The sequence below is a fragment of the Gordonia sp. p3-SID1431 genome (genome assembly GCF_025143765.1).
In the GTDB taxonomy this organism is placed as follows: domain Bacteria; phylum Actinomycetota; class Actinomycetes; order Mycobacteriales; family Mycobacteriaceae; genus Gordonia; species Gordonia hongkongensis.
Map to the genome: position 1 here is coordinate 21,293 of NZ_JAMBDT010000044.1, position 17,064 is coordinate 38,356.

15 protein-coding genes and 1 other RNA gene are annotated in these 17,064 nt (G+C 70.1%); 8 read left to right on the forward strand and 8 right to left on the reverse strand.

Annotated features, from left to right (window positions below; genetic code table 11):
* The first annotated feature begins 255 nt into the window (after positions 1-255).
* From panB to M4D77_RS12950, 3 genes are all read left to right on the forward strand, one after another.
* Positions 256-1,101: a 3-methyl-2-oxobutanoate hydroxymethyltransferase gene (gene panB, locus M4D77_RS12940; protein ID WP_226513572.1), complete on the forward strand. Its 846-nt coding sequence runs from the start codon at positions 256-258 to the stop codon at positions 1,099-1,101.
* A 31-nt stretch (positions 1,102-1,132) separates the two neighbouring features.
* On the forward strand, positions 1,133-2,116 hold the full coding sequence (pip, locus tag M4D77_RS12945; protein ID WP_078112787.1) for a prolyl aminopeptidase: 984 nt from the start codon (positions 1,133-1,135) through the stop codon (positions 2,114-2,116).
* A gap of 67 nt (positions 2,117-2,183) precedes the next feature.
* Positions 2,184-3,677: a CYTH and CHAD domain-containing protein gene (locus M4D77_RS12950; protein ID WP_065630068.1), complete on the forward strand. Its 1,494-nt coding sequence runs from the start codon at positions 2,184-2,186 to the stop codon at positions 3,675-3,677.
* A gap of 73 nt (positions 3,678-3,750) precedes the next feature.
* On the opposite strand, the gene M4D77_RS12955 is transcribed toward M4D77_RS12950, so the two are convergent.
* The 6 genes from M4D77_RS12955 to cobC form a co-directional block, all read right to left on the reverse strand.
* Positions 3,751-5,193 (reverse strand): RNB domain-containing ribonuclease, encoded by a 1,443-nt coding sequence (locus M4D77_RS12955; protein ID WP_226513573.1) that lies wholly within the window; start codon positions 5,191-5,193, stop codon positions 3,751-3,753.
* Between the two features lie 26 nt (positions 5,194-5,219).
* Positions 5,220-5,634: RNase P RNA component class A (gene rnpB, locus M4D77_RS12960), an RNA gene on the reverse strand.
* Positions 5,635-5,682: 48 nt separating this feature from the next.
* Positions 5,683-6,375: a histidine phosphatase family protein gene (locus M4D77_RS12965; RefSeq protein ID WP_226513574.1), complete on the reverse strand. Its 693-nt coding sequence runs from the start codon at positions 6,373-6,375 to the stop codon at positions 5,683-5,685.
* Between the two features lie 4 nt (positions 6,376-6,379).
* Positions 6,380-7,117 (reverse strand): zinc ribbon domain-containing protein, encoded by a 738-nt coding sequence (locus M4D77_RS12970; protein WP_226513575.1) that lies wholly within the window; start codon positions 7,115-7,117, stop codon positions 6,380-6,382.
* An 81-nt stretch (positions 7,118-7,198) separates the two neighbouring features.
* Complete coding sequence (locus M4D77_RS12975) at positions 7,199-8,311, reverse strand: Nif3-like dinuclear metal center hexameric protein (protein WP_139363018.1); 1,113 nt, start codon at positions 8,309-8,311, stop codon at positions 7,199-7,201.
* 7 nt (positions 8,312-8,318) lie between these two features.
* Complete coding sequence (gene cobC, locus M4D77_RS12980; RefSeq protein ID WP_078112782.1) at positions 8,319-9,461, reverse strand: Rv2231c family pyridoxal phosphate-dependent protein CobC; 1,143 nt, start codon at positions 9,459-9,461, stop codon at positions 8,319-8,321.
* Positions 9,462-9,491: 30 nt separating this feature from the next.
* On the opposite strand from cobC, the gene M4D77_RS12985 reads away from it, so the two are divergent.
* Both M4D77_RS12985 and M4D77_RS12990 read left to right on the forward strand, forming a co-directional pair.
* Positions 9,492-10,178, forward strand: a complete 687-nt coding sequence (locus tag M4D77_RS12985; protein WP_078112869.1) for an HAD hydrolase-like protein — start codon at positions 9,492-9,494, stop codon at positions 10,176-10,178.
* Positions 10,179-10,226: 48 nt separating this feature from the next.
* On the forward strand, positions 10,227-10,706 hold the full coding sequence (locus tag M4D77_RS12990; RefSeq protein ID WP_058253128.1) for a low molecular weight protein-tyrosine-phosphatase: 480 nt from the start codon (positions 10,227-10,229) through the stop codon (positions 10,704-10,706).
* 306 nt (positions 10,707-11,012) lie between these two features.
* Here M4D77_RS12990 and M4D77_RS12995 read toward each other — a convergent pair whose 3' ends face one another.
* Complete coding sequence (locus M4D77_RS12995; protein ID WP_058253129.1) at positions 11,013-12,017, reverse strand: putative zinc-binding metallopeptidase; 1,005 nt, start codon at positions 12,015-12,017, stop codon at positions 11,013-11,015.
* 37 nt (positions 12,018-12,054) lie between these two features.
* On the opposite strand from M4D77_RS12995, the gene M4D77_RS13000 reads away from it, so the two are divergent.
* Positions 12,055-13,041, forward strand: coding sequence for an SURF1 family protein (locus M4D77_RS13000; protein WP_176455916.1), 987 nt, complete (start codon positions 12,055-12,057; stop codon positions 13,039-13,041).
* Here M4D77_RS13000 and M4D77_RS13005 read toward each other — a convergent pair.
* Positions 13,019-14,023 carry a cobalamin biosynthesis protein gene (locus M4D77_RS13005; protein WP_058253130.1) on the reverse strand — a complete coding sequence of 335 codons (1,005 nt, stop codon included), beginning with the start codon at positions 14,021-14,023 and terminating at the stop codon, positions 13,019-13,021. The two genes, M4D77_RS13000 and M4D77_RS13005, sit on opposite strands and share 23 nt — an antisense overlap.
* 43 nt (positions 14,024-14,066) lie before the next feature.
* On the opposite strand from M4D77_RS13005, the gene M4D77_RS13010 reads away from it, so the two are divergent.
* Positions 14,067-14,876 (forward strand): spermidine synthase, encoded by an 810-nt coding sequence (locus tag M4D77_RS13010; protein WP_078112781.1) that lies wholly within the window; start codon positions 14,067-14,069, stop codon positions 14,874-14,876.
* Positions 14,877-15,005: 129 nt separating this feature from the next.
* Positions 15,006-16,985, forward strand: coding sequence for a protein kinase domain-containing protein (locus tag M4D77_RS13015; protein WP_078112780.1), 1,980 nt, complete (start codon positions 15,006-15,008; stop codon positions 16,983-16,985).
* Positions 16,986-17,064 lie beyond the last annotated feature (79 nt).

A 17,064-nucleotide genomic window follows, 5' to 3' on the forward strand; every position in this document is an offset into this window, starting at 1 on the left:
TTACGGACGGCATCCCACATCGTGAGACGTCCGACCAGTAGCTGGGACGCCGGGCCGGACACGAAATCCCAAGTGAACTGCCGACAGAGACGCACACGGCGATCTCGGACCCCTTTTCGCCTGTGACCAATTGCATAAAGGTGGCAGGTCACAACCGGTCGTCCTGGTGAAACAATGGCCTACGTCCGTGTTCAACCCGGGTACCCGCCGCGCCCTCTCCGGCCAGTCGGGACTCGAGGCAGAAAAGAGACAACGATGTCCGATTCCTCGGTATACGGCGCGTCCGCCCCCGCCCAGTCCGCCAAGCGACGCGTGACCCGCATCCACCACCTCGCGCAGATGAAGGCCGAGGGCGAGAAGTGGTCGATGCTCACCGCATACGACTACTCCTCCGCCCGCATCTTCGACGCCGCCGAGATCCCCGTCCTGCTGGTCGGCGACTCCGCCGCCAACGTCGTCCTGGGCTACGACACCACCATCCCGGTCACCGTCGACGAGATGATCCCGCTCATCCGCGCCGTCGTACGCGGCGCACCGCATGCACTGGTCGTCGCCGACATGCCGTTCGGCAGCTACGAGATCGGTCCGCAACACGCGCTCGAGAACGCGTTCCGGATCTTCAAGGAGACCGGTGCGCACGCGGTGAAGCTCGAGGGCGGCGAACGCGTCGCCCCGCAGATCGCGGCGCTGACCGCGGCCGGCATCCCGGTCATGGCCCACATCGGGTTCACCCCGCAGAGCGTCAACGGGCTCGGCGGCTTCCGTGTCCAGGGCCGCGGGGACGGCGCCGATCAGCTCGTCGCCGACGCCATCGCCGTCCAGGAGGCGGGCGCCTTCGCCGTGGTGATGGAGATGGTGCCGGCCGAGCTCGCCGGGCAGATCACCCGCAAGCTGACCATCCCGACCGTCGGCATCGGCGCGGGCAACGAGACCGACGCGCAGGTGCTCGTGTGGCAGGACATGGCCGGACTCACCCACGGCAAGACCGCGAAGTTCGTCAAGCGCTTCGCCGATGTCGGAGGTGAATTGCGGTCGGCCGCCGAGCAATACGCCGACGAGGTGCGCCGCGGAGTGTTCCCCGGCCCCGAACACAGCTACTGAGAGCCCGGACGCCAGCACTACGCTGGCGTCCATGCGGAACTTCTACCCGGAGATCGAGCCCTACGCCTCCGGCCATCTCGACGTCGGCGACGGCCAGCAGATCCACTGGGAGACCTCCGGCAACCCGGACGGCAAACCCGCCGTGTTCGTGCACGGCGGACCCGGGGGCGGGACGTCCCCCGCGCAGCGCCGGTTCTTCGACCCGGCGAGGTACCGGATCGTCCTGTTCGACCAGCGCGGCTGCGGACAGTCCCGGCCCCACATCGCCGACGGCGCGGACCTCACCGTCAACACGACACCCCATCTCATCGCCGACATGGAGCGCCTCCGTACTCATCTCGGGATCGACCGCTGGCAGGTCTTCGGCGGTTCCTGGGGTTCGACACTCGGTCTGGCCTACGCGCAGGCCCATCCCGACCGGGTCACCGAACTCGTGCTGCGCGGCATCTTCCTGCTGCGGCGCAGCGAGATCGACTGGTACTACAACGGCGGGGCCGCCAACATCTACCCCGATCTGTGGGAGAGCTACCTCGAGCCCATCCCCGTCGACGAACGCGACGGGGACCTCGTCGCGGCCTATCACCGCCTGCTCACCTCCGGGGACGCCGCGACGGCCCGCGCCGCCGCCCGCGCCTGGACGGGTTGGGAGCAGGCGACCAGCTATCTCCTCCCCCGCCCCGACGAGGAGTCGGACGGTTCCTCGACGGACGACCCCCAGAAGAAGGACACCGACCGCTTCGACCTCGCCTTCGCATCGATCGAGAACCACTACTTCGTCAATCACGGATTCCTGCGCGACGGTCAGCTCCTCGACGAGATCGACACGATCGCCTCCATCCCCGGCGTGATCGTGCAGGGCCGCTACGACGTCGTGTGCCCGATGCGCAGCGCCTGGGACCTGCACCGCGCCTGGCCGGCTGCCGATCTCCGCATCGTCGCCGACGCCGGGCACGCGTCGTACGAGCCGGGTATCAGACATCACCTGATCGAGGCCACGGACCGGTTCGCGCGGTAGCCGACGCCAGTACTCCGCGCGCACCACTAAGCTCGACGGACAGCCGTCGAGAAACCAGGAGGAACAGGTGGCCGCATCCGAGCAGGTCGAGGTGGAGCTGAAGTTCGACGTGGACGCCGGACACGTGGCCCCCGACCTGCGGGTGCTGCCCGGCGTCGTCTCGGCGACGACCCCTGAGACGTTCTCACTCGACGCCACCTACTTCGACACCGAGAACCTCGACCTCGCCGGCAACAAGATCACCATGCGGCGGCGTACCGGCGGAAGCGACCAGGGCTGGCACCTCAAGCGCCCCACGGGCATTCCGGGAACCCGGCGAGAGCTGCACGTGGGCTTCGACGAGGCTCCCGCGGACGGCGACGTCCCCGCCGCACTGTCGACGCCGGTCCTGGCCCACATCCGCGAACGCACCCTGATGCCGGTCGCCGTCATCTCCACGACGCGCACCGTGACCCGGTTGCTCGGCGCCGACGACGAGCCGCTCGCCGAACTCGCCGAGGACCTCGTCACCGCCCAGTCGCTCCTGCCCGGCGGTCACAGCCAGCAGTGGGCGGAGTGGGAGTTCGAGCTCCTCGCCGGTGGCACGCCGAAGCTCCTGAAGGCCGCCGACAAAGCGCTGCGTGCCGGGGGCGGCCGCGAGGCGTCGAGCGCGTCGAAACTCGCCCGTGCGATCGGCGCCACCCCGACCGTGCACGAACCGCGCCTGTCCAAGCGACCCACCGCACTCGAACTCGTCGTCACCGACATTGCGCTGCACCGCAATTCGCTGGTCGCCTACGATCCCCTGGTGCGCGTCGACGCCCCCGACGCGGTGCACCAGATGCGCGTGGCGTGCCGCCGCCTGCGCAGCGTGTTGTCGGGCTTCCCCACCGTCCTCGACGCCGAGCGCACCGCCCACATCGGCGCCGAGTTGAAGCTGCTCGCCCAGATCCTCGGCGACGCACGCGATTCAGAGGTGCAGCTCGAGTTGAGCGAATCACTGCTGCGTGGCGAGAACGCCTCGCCGGAGCTGCTCGCCGAGCTCGCCGGCACCGAGGTCACCGCCCACGATCGCGCCCTGCGCGCGGCACACGCCGCGATGTCGTCGAAGCGGTACTTCGCCCTGCTCGACAGCATCGACGGCCTGATCGCGTCGCCCCCACCGGGCCCCGACGCCGACATCCCGGCGACCACGGTCGTCGACAAGGCGATCGCCCGCAGCCGCAAGCACATCCACCGCGCACAGGCTCGTCTCGCCGGCTTCGCCGAGGGTTCCGACGAGTGGGAGGAGCAGCTGCACACCATCCGCAAGCGGGCCAAGCGGCTGCGCTACAGCATCGACGCGACCGAACCGCTCGGCAAGAAGAAGTATCGCGAGGTCGGCGTGGCGGCCAAGAAGATCCAGTCCGCGCTGGGCGATTTCAACGACACCCGGATCAACCGGACGCGACTCGCACAGATCGCCTCGGCCGGCACCCTCGGCGGCCCCGACATGTTCGTACTCGGCCGGATCGACGCCCGGCTCGAGGCCGACGGGCACCGCGCGATCGCCGCGTACCGCCGAGTCGCCAAGGAACTCTGACCAACCGGCCGCTGGTTGAGCCGGCACCGAGCGGAGCGAGGCGCCGAGTCGAAGCCACTCTGCAAACCACGGCTCAGACCCGACGGAACTCCACCGTCCGGGTCACTTCGTCGGCTTTGGTGAGTTCGACGACCACGCGGTCGCCGGGGCGTAGATCACCCGCGCAGCGCGCGACCACCGGCGGATCGGACAGGAAGATCTGCGCCTGCCTGCGCTCGGTCGCGCCCGACATCACCACCGCGTCGAACCGCTCACCCACCCGCTCCCGCAGAATCACCGCTTCGGCGAGGTCGATGCTCGCGCGATCCGCGGTGGCGCCGAGAGTGTCGGCCGACCGCAGGATCTTGGGCAGCGTCGGCAACGCGCGGTGCACCCAGTCCGGTACCGGCGTACCGGATGCGATCGCCAGACACACCTCGGTGGCGAACCGGTCCCCGAGCCGCCGCAGCGGTGCGGTGACATGGGCATAGAGCCCACCGATCGCCGAATGCCGCATCAGCGCGTCATCGACGGGCTCGTCGGGTCCGGTGAGGGCGAGGTAGTTGGCACCCCGCATGAGCCCGGCCGCGGCCGATTGCAGGGCGAGCGTGCTCGGCTCGCCACCCGGTAGCCCCGCCAGGAACCGGCCCACCGGCAAGCCGGCCGGCCACTGAACCCCGAGGGCCCGGGCAGCGGCACGCAGATCCTCGATCGCGTCCTCCTCGGCCGGCGGCAGGGTGCGCAGCAGCCCGACACCGGCCTCGGTCATGATCGTGCCCGCGCACATCCCGGCCAGCAGCGACACCTGCGAGTTCCACATGTCGGCGGGTGTGTGTGCCTCGAGATCAAGACGCCACCCGTCGGCCGTGCGGACGACCGTCTGGTCGGGCAGGTCGAGTTCGACCGCGCCCCGCGCCAGCGCGACCTCGCGTCGCAGTTCGCCGAATGCGGGCAGGGCGGCGATGGCGGGATGCAGCCGGCCGGCGGCTGCATCGGCCGAGACCCCGGCGTAGTCGAGGCGCGCGACCGAGGCGATGCGGGACCGCCGCACCCGGACATCGGTCACCGATCCGTCGCCGGCCACCCGGATGGTCCACAGCACACACAGTCTGACCTGCTCCGGCAGAAGGGAACCCGCGCCCTCGGACAGTGCGCGAGGGTGCAACGGGACCGAGCCGTCGGGGAAGTACACGGTCGCGCCGCGTCGTCGACTCTCCTGGTCGAGAGCACCTTCGGGGGTGATGAGTGCCGCGACATCGGCGATCGCGTAGTCGACGACGAACCCGTCGCCGTCGGCGGTGAGGTGCACCGCCTGGTCGAGATCTCGGGAGGTCGGCGGGTCGATCGTGACGAAGGGGACGCCGGTGTGGTCCTCGCGGACGTCGGCGTACCGGTCGGCACCCGGAGCGCCGGAGTCGATCATCTGCGCGGTGGCCCGGGCTTCGGCGAGGGCATCGTCGCCGTACTCCTCGTCGACGCCCAGTTCGGTGCGTATACCGGCGAAGTCGATGTCGGGGGCGGAGAGGATGCGCTTCACTCCCCCAACCCTAGAGAAGAGTGAGGCGAACGAGTCGGCACGTAAGCCGGATCCTGTTCCCGCACGGTCGTGAGACCGCGTGGGCGGCGACCATCCATCTGGGCACACCGTCGCCGGGTACCTCGAGCGGCCCACCCGCGGGCTGGGGCGAGCAGCCCTCGTGACGCCCGCGCACACGCACCGTGAGGTGCGTGCTTCGGCCTTGCTCCGGGTGGGGTTTACCGAGCCGGCACGGTCACCCGTGCCGCTGGTGCGCTCTTACCGCACCGTTTCACCCTTACCGACCTCGCGGCCGGCGGTCTGTTCTCTGTGGCACTGTCCCGCGGGTCACCCCGGGTTGCCGTTGACAACCACCCTGCTCTGCGGAGTCCGGACTTTCCTCGATGCGCGGCGTGGCGGGAGACCGCCCGTTCCGCGCCCCGCGGCCGCCCGGCCGACTCGTTCGCGCACTCAGGATACGCCCGGGGCGACGGCACAAAACATCCGCGGTCAGACGTGCCAGTGCGCGGCGTCGTTGACGAGCCGCACGACGGAGCCGCCGTCGTCGAAGTACTCGGCGATCGACACCGACGCGAGGTCGAGGTGCAGCCGGAACAGCAGTTCGGGTCCGACGCCGAGCGCGTCCTGCAGCAGCGTCTTGATGGGCGTGACATGCGAGACCAGCACCACGGTCTGACCCGGATACCTCTGCAGCAGTTCGGCTTTCGTCCGCGAAATACGTTCGGCGACCTGCGCGAAGCTCTCCCCGCCGGGCGCGGGCACGGTGATGTCGGACAGCCACGCGCGGTGCAGATCCGGGTCACGCTGCGACGCCTCGGTGAACGTCAGACCCTCCCAGTCACCGAAGTCGTTCTCGATCAGCCCGGGATGTTCGACGACGTCGATCCCGGTCAGCACGGCGACCTCCTCGGCCGTCGATCGTGCACGCCGCAGCGGCGAGGTCACGATCGCGGCGATCCCCTCCTCGCGCACCACGCGCGCGGCGGCGGCGCGGGCCTGGCGTCGGCCCTCGTCGGTGAGGTCGGGATTGCCCCGCCCGGAGTAGCGCCGCTCCACCGACAGCGGCGTCTGGCCGTGCCGGAGCAGGATCAACCGGGTCGGGTCGCTGCGCCGACCCTGCCACGACGGCGCCTTGGTCGCCGAATCTCCCTCGGGGACAGACTCTTCGGCGGTCGCGGTCATGTATCTAGATCCCGGACTCGGCGGTCCGCACGAGGATCGCGCCGCACTCCTCGCACCGGATCACCTCGTCGGACTGCGCCGCGGCGATGGTGGCGATGGTCCCGCGGTCGAGTTCCATCCGGCAGGCACCGCATCGGCGTGCCCGCAGCAGGCCGGCGCCGATACGGCCGCCGGCACGTTGTTTGTCGTACATCGCGAGCAGCGGCGCATCGATCTCGGCTTCGAGGGTCTCGCGGCGCTCCCGCGCGCGCGACAGGTCCTCGTCGATGGTCCCGAGGGACTTGTCGCGCCGGACCTGCGCTTCGGCGACCTTCTCCTCGAGGTGGCTGATGGTCGCCGCGGCCCGGGTGCGTTCGGACTCGACGGCCTCCTGCTGCTCCATCAGCGACAGCATCTCGTCTTCGAGCACCGCTCGCCGGCGACCCAGGCCCGCGAGCTCGTGTTGCAACTCCGACAACGCTTTCGGCGCCAGGCCACCGGCGGTCAACAGGGCCGAGTCCTTGGCCTCACGGTTGGCCATACCGGTCACCTCGGAGTCGATCCGGCGGTACTCGCGTCCGAGGTCCTCGGCGGCGATCTCCGCGCGCACCAGATCGTCACGGGCGGCATCGATCGCGGAATTGTGTTCGGCGATCTCGGCGTCCTCCGGCAGGGTCTTGCGGCGATGAACGAGACGATTGATCTCGGCATCGGAGTCCGCGAGATCGAGCAGCAGTCGCTGCACGGCGGCGTCGACTTTCATTGCGGTCTCCTCTTCGGCGAAAGTCCCCCCACCGTACGCGGGGGGCGCGCGAGAGCCGGCGGCGGCTCGGTTTCTCCCGAGTCAGCCCGCACTGTGCAGCGCGAACGGATCGGTCGGCGCCTCGAAGACACTCACCGGCGTGCCCAATTCGGCCTCGAGCAACGCTTCGACCTGCGCACACCACGGGAACTCGGTCGCCCAGTGTCCGGCGTCGACCAGGGCCGGCCCACCGTCGCGCAGACTCTCGTCGACCGGATGATGACGGAGATCACCGGTCAGGTAGACGTCGACGCCGAGACCGTGGACACGTCCGAGCAAGGAGTCCCCGGCCCCGCCGCACACCGCGACGGTCCGCACCAGCGCGTCCGGGTCTCCCGCGGCGCGGACACCCGCCGGGGTTCGCAACACCCGGGCGGCCTCGGCGACGAAGTCGCGCAACGTCATCGGCTCGGTGAGCGACCCGACGCGACCCAGCCCGACGTCGCTGCCCAGGTCGGCCAGTTCGAACACGTCGAAGGCCGGCTCCTCGTACGGGTGCGCGTCGCGTAAGGCGCGCAAGACGCCGGCCCGCAGTCCGCGCGAGGCGACCATCTCGACCCGCGCCTCGTCGACGTGGGTGCGCATCCCGATCTCGCCGATCGTCGGTGAGGCGTCGTCGCCGGCCTCGAATTGCCCGGTTCCGACGACCGTCCACGAGCAGTCCCGGTAGTCGCCGATCGCCCCCGCACCCGCGGCGAACATCGCCTCGCTGACCTGCTCGACGTTGCCCTCCGGCACCATCACGACCCACTTGTCCATTGCCGCAACCGGTTTCGGGTCGATGGGGACGGTGCCGCGCAGCCCGAGCCGGTCGGCCAGCGCGTCGGAGACGCCGGGCCGCGCACTGTCGGCGTTGGTGTGTGCGCACAGTAGCGCGATCCCGTTGCGGATCAGCCGATGGACGATCCGGCCCTTGGGGGTGTCGGCGGCCACGGTGGTGACACCGCGCAGGAGGAGCGGGTGATGGGCGACGACGATCCCTGCGCCGGCCGCGACCGCGGCGTCGACCACCGCATCGGTGACGTCCACGCACACCAGCACGCCGCGCGCCGGGTCGGCCCGGTCGCCACACACCAGACCGACCGCATCCCACGATTCGGCGAGGGCGGGCGGATAAGCCCGCTCCACGACGTCGACCACGTCGCCCACCGTCACAGTCGCGTCAGACGCGTTCGCCGGTTCCACTGTCGATCTCCTCTCGTACCAACTCGATCGCCCGCGTGAGCGCGCGGACCTGCGGAAGTGCCCGGACGGCAAGACGAAGATGCGAGTCGCCGAGGCCGACGAAATTGGCGCAGCTGCGCACCGCGAATCCGTGGCGGATCAGCCGCTGCTTCACCTCGGTGGCGTGGTTCATCTCGACGAGCAGGAAGGGCGCCGCGGGCTCGGCCGCCACTCGGAGCCCGATCCGCGTCAGCTCGGCGACCATCTCGCTGCGCTCGTCGGCGACCCGCCGCGCGACCGCGGCGCAGTATCGCTGCCCCTGTTGCTCGACACAGGCGGTCAGCGCGGCCAGCGCGGGGGTCGACACGGCCCACGGTCGTCGGCCGGCACGGAGTCGATCGAGCAGGTCGACCGGCCCGAGCAGATAACCCGCGCGGAGTCCAGCGAGACCGAAAGTCTTTGTCACACTGCGGATCACGAGTAGGTCGGGCCAGTCGACCGAGGCGAGGGACTGGGGTTCGAGTGACCCGTCGGCGCCCAGGGTGAGGTCGGCGAAGGCCTCGTCGACGACGAGGATCCGTCCCGGCCTGCGCAATGCGGCGATGGCCTCGACCGGGTGCAGCACCGACGTCGGGTTCGTGGGATTGCCCATGATGACGAGATCGGCGTCGTCCGGCACGGTGGTCCCGCTGTCTCCCGGACCGGGCAGCTCCCAGGGTGCGGTCAGCGCGACCTGCGTGATCGGGATGCCCGCGGCGCGGAGCACGACCTCCGGCTCGGTGAACGACGGCTGGATCAGGGCCGCGTGACGAGCCCCCAGTCGCGGGAGCATCTCGAACCCGTCGGCGGCTCCGGAGAGCAGCAGCACTTCCTCGGGGCGACGGCCGTGTGCTGCGGCGATCGCGTCGACGGCGCGTCGCTCCTGCACTCCGGTCGGATATCGCGCGAGATCGTCGAGTCCCGACCGGATGGCGTCGAGGACGAACGCGGGCGGTGTACCGCGGACGTTCACGGCGAAGTCGACGAGCCCCGGCGCGGCGTCCTGGTCGCCGTGACGTTCCGGGTCGGTCAGATCGGCGCGCGGCGGCGGTGTCCCGGCCGGGCCGGTCTCGACGTCGAGCGCGTCGTACCCAACTGTCATGTGTTCAGACCTTACGTGCACGATGGAGAGGTGACGACGACGCCGGATCCCCGCCATCCCGAGACCGTCCTACTCGTCGACCTCGACGGCACGGTCACCGACAGTTTCGCAGGTATCGAGAACAGCTTTCGGCATGCTCTCGCCGTGGTCGGGGCGCCCGAGCCCGATCCGCGCATCGTGGCCGGCATCGCCGGGCCGCCGATGATCGACACGCTGGATGCCCTGGGACTCTCGCCCGAGACGGCCGACAAGGCGATGCGCGCGTACCGAGAGCGATACACCGAGGTGGGCTGGTTGGAGAACTCGGTGTTCGACGGGATGGCCGAGTTGCTCGCCGATCTGGCCGCCGGCGGCCGGACCCTGGCGATCGCGACGTCGAAGAACCAGACCACCGCGCGTCGGATCCTCGAGCACTTCGGTCTGGCCGGACACTTCCGCTACATCGCCGGGGCCAGCGACGACGGCACCCGCCGCGAGAAAGCCGACGTGATCGCCTCCGCCCTCGCCGAACTCGGACTGCCCACCGACCCGCAGACCGGGCACGTGACCACTCCGGTCGTGATGATCGGCGACCGCAGCCATGACGTGCTGGGCGCGGCCGAATTCGGCATCTCAGCGATTCTCGTGCGGTGGGGTTACGCTCTGGGCGGGGAGGACCAGGGTGCGACCTGGGTGGTCGAGTCCGTGGCCGAACTCCGCGACGTCCTGGGTGCGTGACCAGCACCCGACGATCAGCGCAGGCGCAATCGACTTGTTGGGGTAGCAGTGTCTGACGAACTTCACATCTGCTTCGTGTGTACGGGCAACATCTGCCGGTCACCGATGGCGCAGAACATCTTCCGAACGGCACTCGACGACGCCGGACTCGGCGGCAAGGTGCGCGTGTCCAGTTGCGGGACGAGCGGCTATCACATCGGTGAGCCGGCCGACAATCGCGCGCGAACCGAATTGGTCGCGCACGGCTACTCCGACGCACATGTCGCCGCGTTGATCGGACCCGAACATTTCGAGGCCGACCTTCTGCTCGCGATGGACGAGGGCCACGTGCGCGAACTCGAACGCAAACGTCTCGGCGACCGCACACGACTGCTGCGCTCGTTCGATCCGTCCGCGCCCGCCGACGACCTCGATCTCGCCGACCCGTACTACGGCACCCCCGACGACTTCGTGGTGACACGCGAACAGATCGAGGGTTCGATGCCGGGCCTGATCGACTGGGTGCGGGCCGAACTCGGGGTGTCCTGATCCGAAAGAACCACAAAACCGCCGGTCTGTCCTCTGCTCCCTGAGGAGCGCCCGCATTGACAAGACTCGTTGCCCTCGGAGCGAGCCCAACTACTGCTCCCTGAGGAGCGCCCGCATTGACAAGACTCGTTGCCCTCGGAGCGAGCCCAACTACTGCTCCCTGAGGAGGCCGGAGCTTGCGGAGGCCGTCACGAAGGGTCTTGAAGAGGTCGGTTGCGAAGACCCTTCGTGACGCGCCCTCCGCAAGCTCCAGGCGCTCCTCAGGGAGCAGGGGGCGGGTCGTTCTTTCGGATCAGGGACTCAGTCTCAGGCCGCCGGCGCGATGAGATTGTGCACGAAGCGGATCTTTGTCAGAACCGTCTCGGGCAGCACGAACGGGTAGAGGTCGGGATGGCCCATCGACCGGTTGATCTGGTTGAGCGCCCACGTCAGCGGTAGCCACTCGTCGATGACCCGGTCGAATCCCACGTCCCCGGGCGGCACCCCGTCGAAGGTCGTGCCCGCGGGCGCCATGGCGAACGCCGCTGCGGTGTCGAGCGTGTCGCGGATGTGCAGGTAGTGCGCGAACGTCTCCGCGAAATCCTCCGCCGGGTGCATCGTCGCGTATGAGGACACGAAGTCCTGCCGCCAGCCCTCGGGAGCGCCCTCGCTGTAGTGGCGGTCGAGAGCCGCCTGATAGTCGTCGTCGGGGTTTCCGAACAGCTCCTCGAAGCCCGCTCGTCGCTCGTCGGTGATGAGGACGAGTTGGTAGTAGTGGCCGATCTCATGCCGGAAGTGCCCGAGGACGGTCCGGTACGGTTCGGCGAGTTCGACGCGCATCTGTTCGCGGTGGACGTCGTCCCCCTCGGCGAGGTCGAGGGTGATGACGCCGTTCGCATGACCGGTGATGACCGACTGCTTCGCACTGGAGAGCAGGTCGAAGGCCAGCCCGGACTCCGGGTTCTCCTCCCGGGTCTCGATGGGGAGCCCGAGTTCGTCGAGTTCCAGGATGAGGCGACGCTTGGCGGTCTCGGTCTGGCCGAAGATGACCAGCGCCTCGGGATCGTCGTCGCCGGGACGGGTACGGGTGAGGCGGCACGACTCACACATGGTCGGCTTGCCGCTCCACTTCACCAGCCAATTGCATTGCGCGACCTTGGTATTGGCACAGCGTTCGAGCAGCACGCCGTCCACCTCCACGCGCGCCTGGTCGTCGAGGACGTGGATGGTCCTGGTCTTCAGCCAGAAGCCGAGCGGGCTCCGGCAGTTCAGACACAGACTGTTCTCGAAGGAGAGACGCTGACCGCACTTCAAGCAGAGGAAGTCTCGCATTTCGATCAGGCTACCCCCGCTCGGTAGCCTGGGCGGTGTGCACGTACTGCGAACGATCCTCCGGCCCGGGTGGATTGCCCTCGGTCTCGTGGTCGCGGCGTTCGCGGTGGCCTGCTTCACCCTGCTCGCGCCCTGGCAGCTGGGCAAGAACTCCGACACCGAACGCCGCAACGACCTGATCCGCACTGCCACGTCGATCGAGACGGCACCGTTGGCGGAGGTGGCGCCGTCGTCGACCTTCGTGCCGTCCTCGGAGTGGCGTTCGGTCGCGGTGACCGGGCGGTACCTGACGGACCGGCAGGCTCTCGTCCGGCTCCGCAACGTCGATCAGCGCCCCGCGGTGGAGGTGCTCACCCCGTTCGCGGTCAGCGGGTCCGACCGGGTCATCCTCGTCAACCGCGGTTTCGTCCGCCCGGTCGAGGGAGCGGTCCCCGACATCCCGGCCCCGCCCGTCGGCGAGCAAACCGTCGACGGCCGCATCCGGGCCGCCGAGAGCGTGAGCACCGACCGCGGCACACGCGTCGAGAACGGCGCACTGACCGTCGCGACCATCAACCCGGGGCTGGTGTCCGCGGCGACGTCCACCCCGATGGACGACTTCTACCTGCAGCTCTCCCCCGACCAGCCGGGCTCGCTCGGCGAGATCCCGCTGCCCCAGCTCGACACCGGCCCCTACCTGTCGTACGGCCTGCAGTGGCTCGCCTTCGGCGTGATGGCCCCCCTCGGCGTCGGCTACTTCCTCTACTCCGAGATCCGCGCCCGTCGCCGGGCTGCCGCTGCGGCCACCGAGACATCGGCGACCGCGGCCGCCGACACCGCCGTCGACCAGCCGTCCGACCCGGTCGCCGCTGCCACCACGACCGTCGAGTCCCGCTCCCAGCGCCGGCAGCACCGTCGAGAGGAATTGCGGGCCGCCGCCGGGACGACGGTGACCCAGCAGGTCGGCGACATCGGCCATGGCCCGCGCGCCGGTGACGAATCCGGCGACGTCCGCGACAAGCTCACCCGGCGATACGGCGGCTGAGCCGCCTCGCCGCGGCTCCGACGCCCGGTCGTACCACGGCGACGACCGCGCAGGTGAGCACCGTCGCGCGTTGCACGCGCCGCGACAAGGCGACCGCGGCCCGGAGATCGGCCGGCCCCGGCGCCGGTCCGGAACCGAGCGTCGGACGCATCTCGACGCCGTACGGGTAGACGGTCCGACCGCCCAGCTGCACCCCCAGCGCCCCGGCGAACCCGGCTTCGACGACCCCCGCGTTCGGACTCGGGTGGGCACTGCTGTCCCGGCGCCACGCCGCGATCGTCCGCCGCGGGGCGCCGCCGATCACCACCAGCAGCGAACCCGCCAGCCGCGCGGGCAGCAGGTTCACGAGATCGTCGAGGCGCGCGGCCGCCCAGCCGAAGTTCCGGTAGCGCTCACTCCGATAGCCGACCATCGCATCGAGCGTGTTGACCGCCCGATACCCCAGCACTCCGGGGACACCCGCCAGTGCACCCCACACCAGCGGACCGACGGTCGCATCGGAGGTGTTCTCGGCGATCGACTCGAGAGCTGCACGGCAGAGCCCCGCCTCGTCGAGTGACTCCGGGTCCCGGCCGCACAGGCTGGGAATGAGCGCTCGCGCACCCTCGAGGTCCTCGGCCTCCAACGCTTGCGCGACCGCATCGCCGACCCGACACAGCGACGTGCCGCCCAGCGCCACCCACGTCGACGCCGCGGTCACCGCGACGCCGACGACGCCTGCAGATCGCCGACCGGGCAACGCCGCGAGCGCCACCGTCGAACCGACCATCACCCCGACCAGCCCGACGCCCGCCGCCCGCGAGTCCCGGTACATACGCCGCTCGACCGCACCCGTCAGCCGTCCGAATCCGGCCACCGGGTGACCGCGCGACGGATCACCGAACAGCTCGTCGAGCACGAACCCGGCCACCAACCCCGCCGCGGTGACGTCACCACGACGGCGATCGGGGTGCGGACTACGGAAACGCGACGGTCTGGGCACCGCGCGATGGTATCCACAGATGGTCGTGCCACACTTGGCCCCCGTGGCCCGGACAACCGCACACCCGACACCCGGTCGGTACGACATCGACACCGGCGTCGCCGAGTTGAGCCCCGACACCATCGCGGGCGGGTGGCTGCTGACCATCAACGGGGCGCACAGCTCGCACATCCACCCCGACGACCCGACCGCGCTCGACTTCGAGTACCTGCGGCAGATGGCGGCCGTCATCGACGAACGGCACCCCACGACCGATCGGCTACGGGTCCTGCATCTCGGTGGGGCCGCCTGCGCGCTGGCGCGCCACCTCGACCACCGCTACCCGGACGCCCGCCAGGTGGCCGTCGAGATCGACGCCGAACTCGCACGCCTCGTACGGGAGTGGTTCGACCTCCCGCGGGCGCCGAAACTCCGGATCCGGGTCGGCGATGCGCGGCAGGTCGTCGAGTCGCTGCAACCGGGCACCCGCGAGGTCGTCGTGCGGGACGCGTTCGCCGGCGATCGCACCCCACGGCACCTCACGACGCGCGAATTCACCGAACGCGTCCGCGACGTCCTCGTCCCCGGCGGCCTGTATCTCGCCAACTGCGGCGACAGCCGGGACCTCGCCGGCGCCCGCGCCGAAGCCGCGACCGTCGGATCGGTGTTCGGCCATCTCGCGCTCATCGCCGACGCCGCGATGTTCAAAGGTCGACGCACCGGCAACATCGTGATCGCGGGCAGCGACACCCCGCTCGATCCGTCGGCCACGCTCGTCCGCACCCTGCTCAGTGATCCGCTACCGGCGCAGATCCTCTCCGGTGCCCGGGCCCGCGAGTTCGCCCGCGGCGAGGCCCTGACCGACAAGCCCTGAGCACCGGGTGGTCGCGCAGCCACCCGCCGGACGCGGAGTCGTGACCCGGCTGCCGGCACACGCTGCACACCTGTCGTCGCCAATGGATAGGGTTGGGTTCGATCCCGACGCCGAGGAACCGAGGATGACGTGAGCGATCCATCGTCGCGTGCGGGTACGACGCTGGGTCCGTACCGCATCGACAGACTCCTGGGTCGTGGCGGGATGGGTGAGGTCTACGAGGCCTACGACACCGTCCGGGAACGCCGCGTCGCCCTGAAACTCCTGCCCCCACACCTGGTGCACGACAAGGACTTCCGCGAGCGTTTCGAGCGGGAGTCGAAGACCGCGGCGAAGCTCTCCGACCCGCACGTCATCCCGATCCACGACTGGGGCGAGAAGGACGGCGTCCTCTTCATCGACATGCGGCTCGTCGACGGGCAGGACCTGCGCAAGGTGCTCGCCGCCGGTCCGCTGCCCGCCGCCCGGGCGGTTGCGATCCTCGGCCAGGTGGCGTCGGCTCTCGACGCCGCGCACCGCAACGGCCTCGTCCACCGAGACATCAAGCCGGACAACATCCTCGTCGACGCCGACGACTTCGCCTACCTCGTCGACTTCGGCATCGCGCAGGGCGCGAGCGACAGCCGCCTCACCCAGATCGGGACCGCGCTCGGGACACTCGCCTACATGGCGCCGGAGCGGTTCGGTGACGACCCCGCCGGGCCCAGTTCGGACAACTACGCGTTGGCCTGCGTGTTGTACGAATGTGTCACCGGTCAGACCCCGTATCCGGTGAAAACCGATCAGGGTCTGATGGCCGCGCACATCACCAAGGAACCGCCGACGATGGGCGGTCCGCTCGACCCGGTCATCGCGCGCGGACTCGCCAAGGATCCGGCGCAGCGCTATCCGACGGCGCGCGAACTGATCCGGGCCGCGGCGTCGGCGCTGACCGAACCGCCCGCGTCGTCGGCACCGCCGACGGTGACACCGCGCATCGTGACACCACCCCCGATGGCCCCGCCCACCTACGCGCCCGGAGGGCCCGGCTCGGACGCGTTTCGCAAGCCAGGGAGTCCGGTCCCCTCGGATCGGACGGTCATCTCGCCCGGCACACCCGTACCCGGACAGCCCGGCGGCGCCCCCGGGTTCGGGCCACCGCCGGGACAGTCCGGCCCGCAACGACATTCGGGTCCCCAGTCCTATTCGGGACCCCAGTCGCATTCGGGCGCGCCGTCCTACCCGGGTCCCCAGCGCTCGGGCCCCCAGTCCTATTCGGCTCCCCAGCACTCCGGCCCGCAACAGTTCTCCGGCCCGCAACAGTTCGCGGGCCCGGGCCAGTGGGGCACCCCGACCGCCCCGCCTCGGAAATCGAACACCGGACGGAATGTGGCCATCGCGGTGGGTGCCGGGCTGGTCGTGATCGCGCTGGCGGTCACCGGCATCATCGTGGTCCTGGCCGGTTCGGGCGGCGACGACCCGGCCCCGCCGAGCACGTCGACCAGTGCGATCCCGGCGGGCACCGTCGCATGCGACTACCCCACACGGACCGCGGTCGGCGGCATCACCCAGCCCGCTCCCGCCGCGAGCCAGCCGAACACCGGAACGGTCGACGCACAGATCCCGATCGCCGGCCAGGGCACGATCGACCTGACGCTCGACCGCGCCGAGGCGCCCTGCAACGTGGGGGCGATGGTGTCGTTGATCGAGTCCGGTTTCTACGACAACAGCAAGTGTCACCGCGCCTCGCGGCAGTACTTGATCTGCGGCTCGTCCGGTGGCCGGGAAGGCACCAACCCGGGCTGGACCAGCCCCGACGAGCTGCCCGAGAACCTGCCGTCGGCCGGCACCGACGACGACGGCGTACCGCAGGTCACCTATCCACGCGGCACCGTCGGCATCCTCGATCTGCCCGATGACGAGGGTGCCACCGGATCCACGACGTTCTTCCTGCTCGCCGACGACACCGACCTCCCCTTGACCTACTCGACCGTCGGCACCATCGACCCGTCCGGACTCGCCGTCCTCGACAAGGTCCTGGCAGGCGGTTTCACCCCGAATGCCCCGGGTGCGGCGTCGGGCCCGCCGAAGCAGAACCTGCTGATCCAAAAAGCGACCGTCGGCGGGTGACCCGCGGAGTCCATGTGGATCCAGTTGCGGGGTGTGGGGGGGGGCGGGGGGCACCGCCCCCCGCACGAGTCCGGTGTTG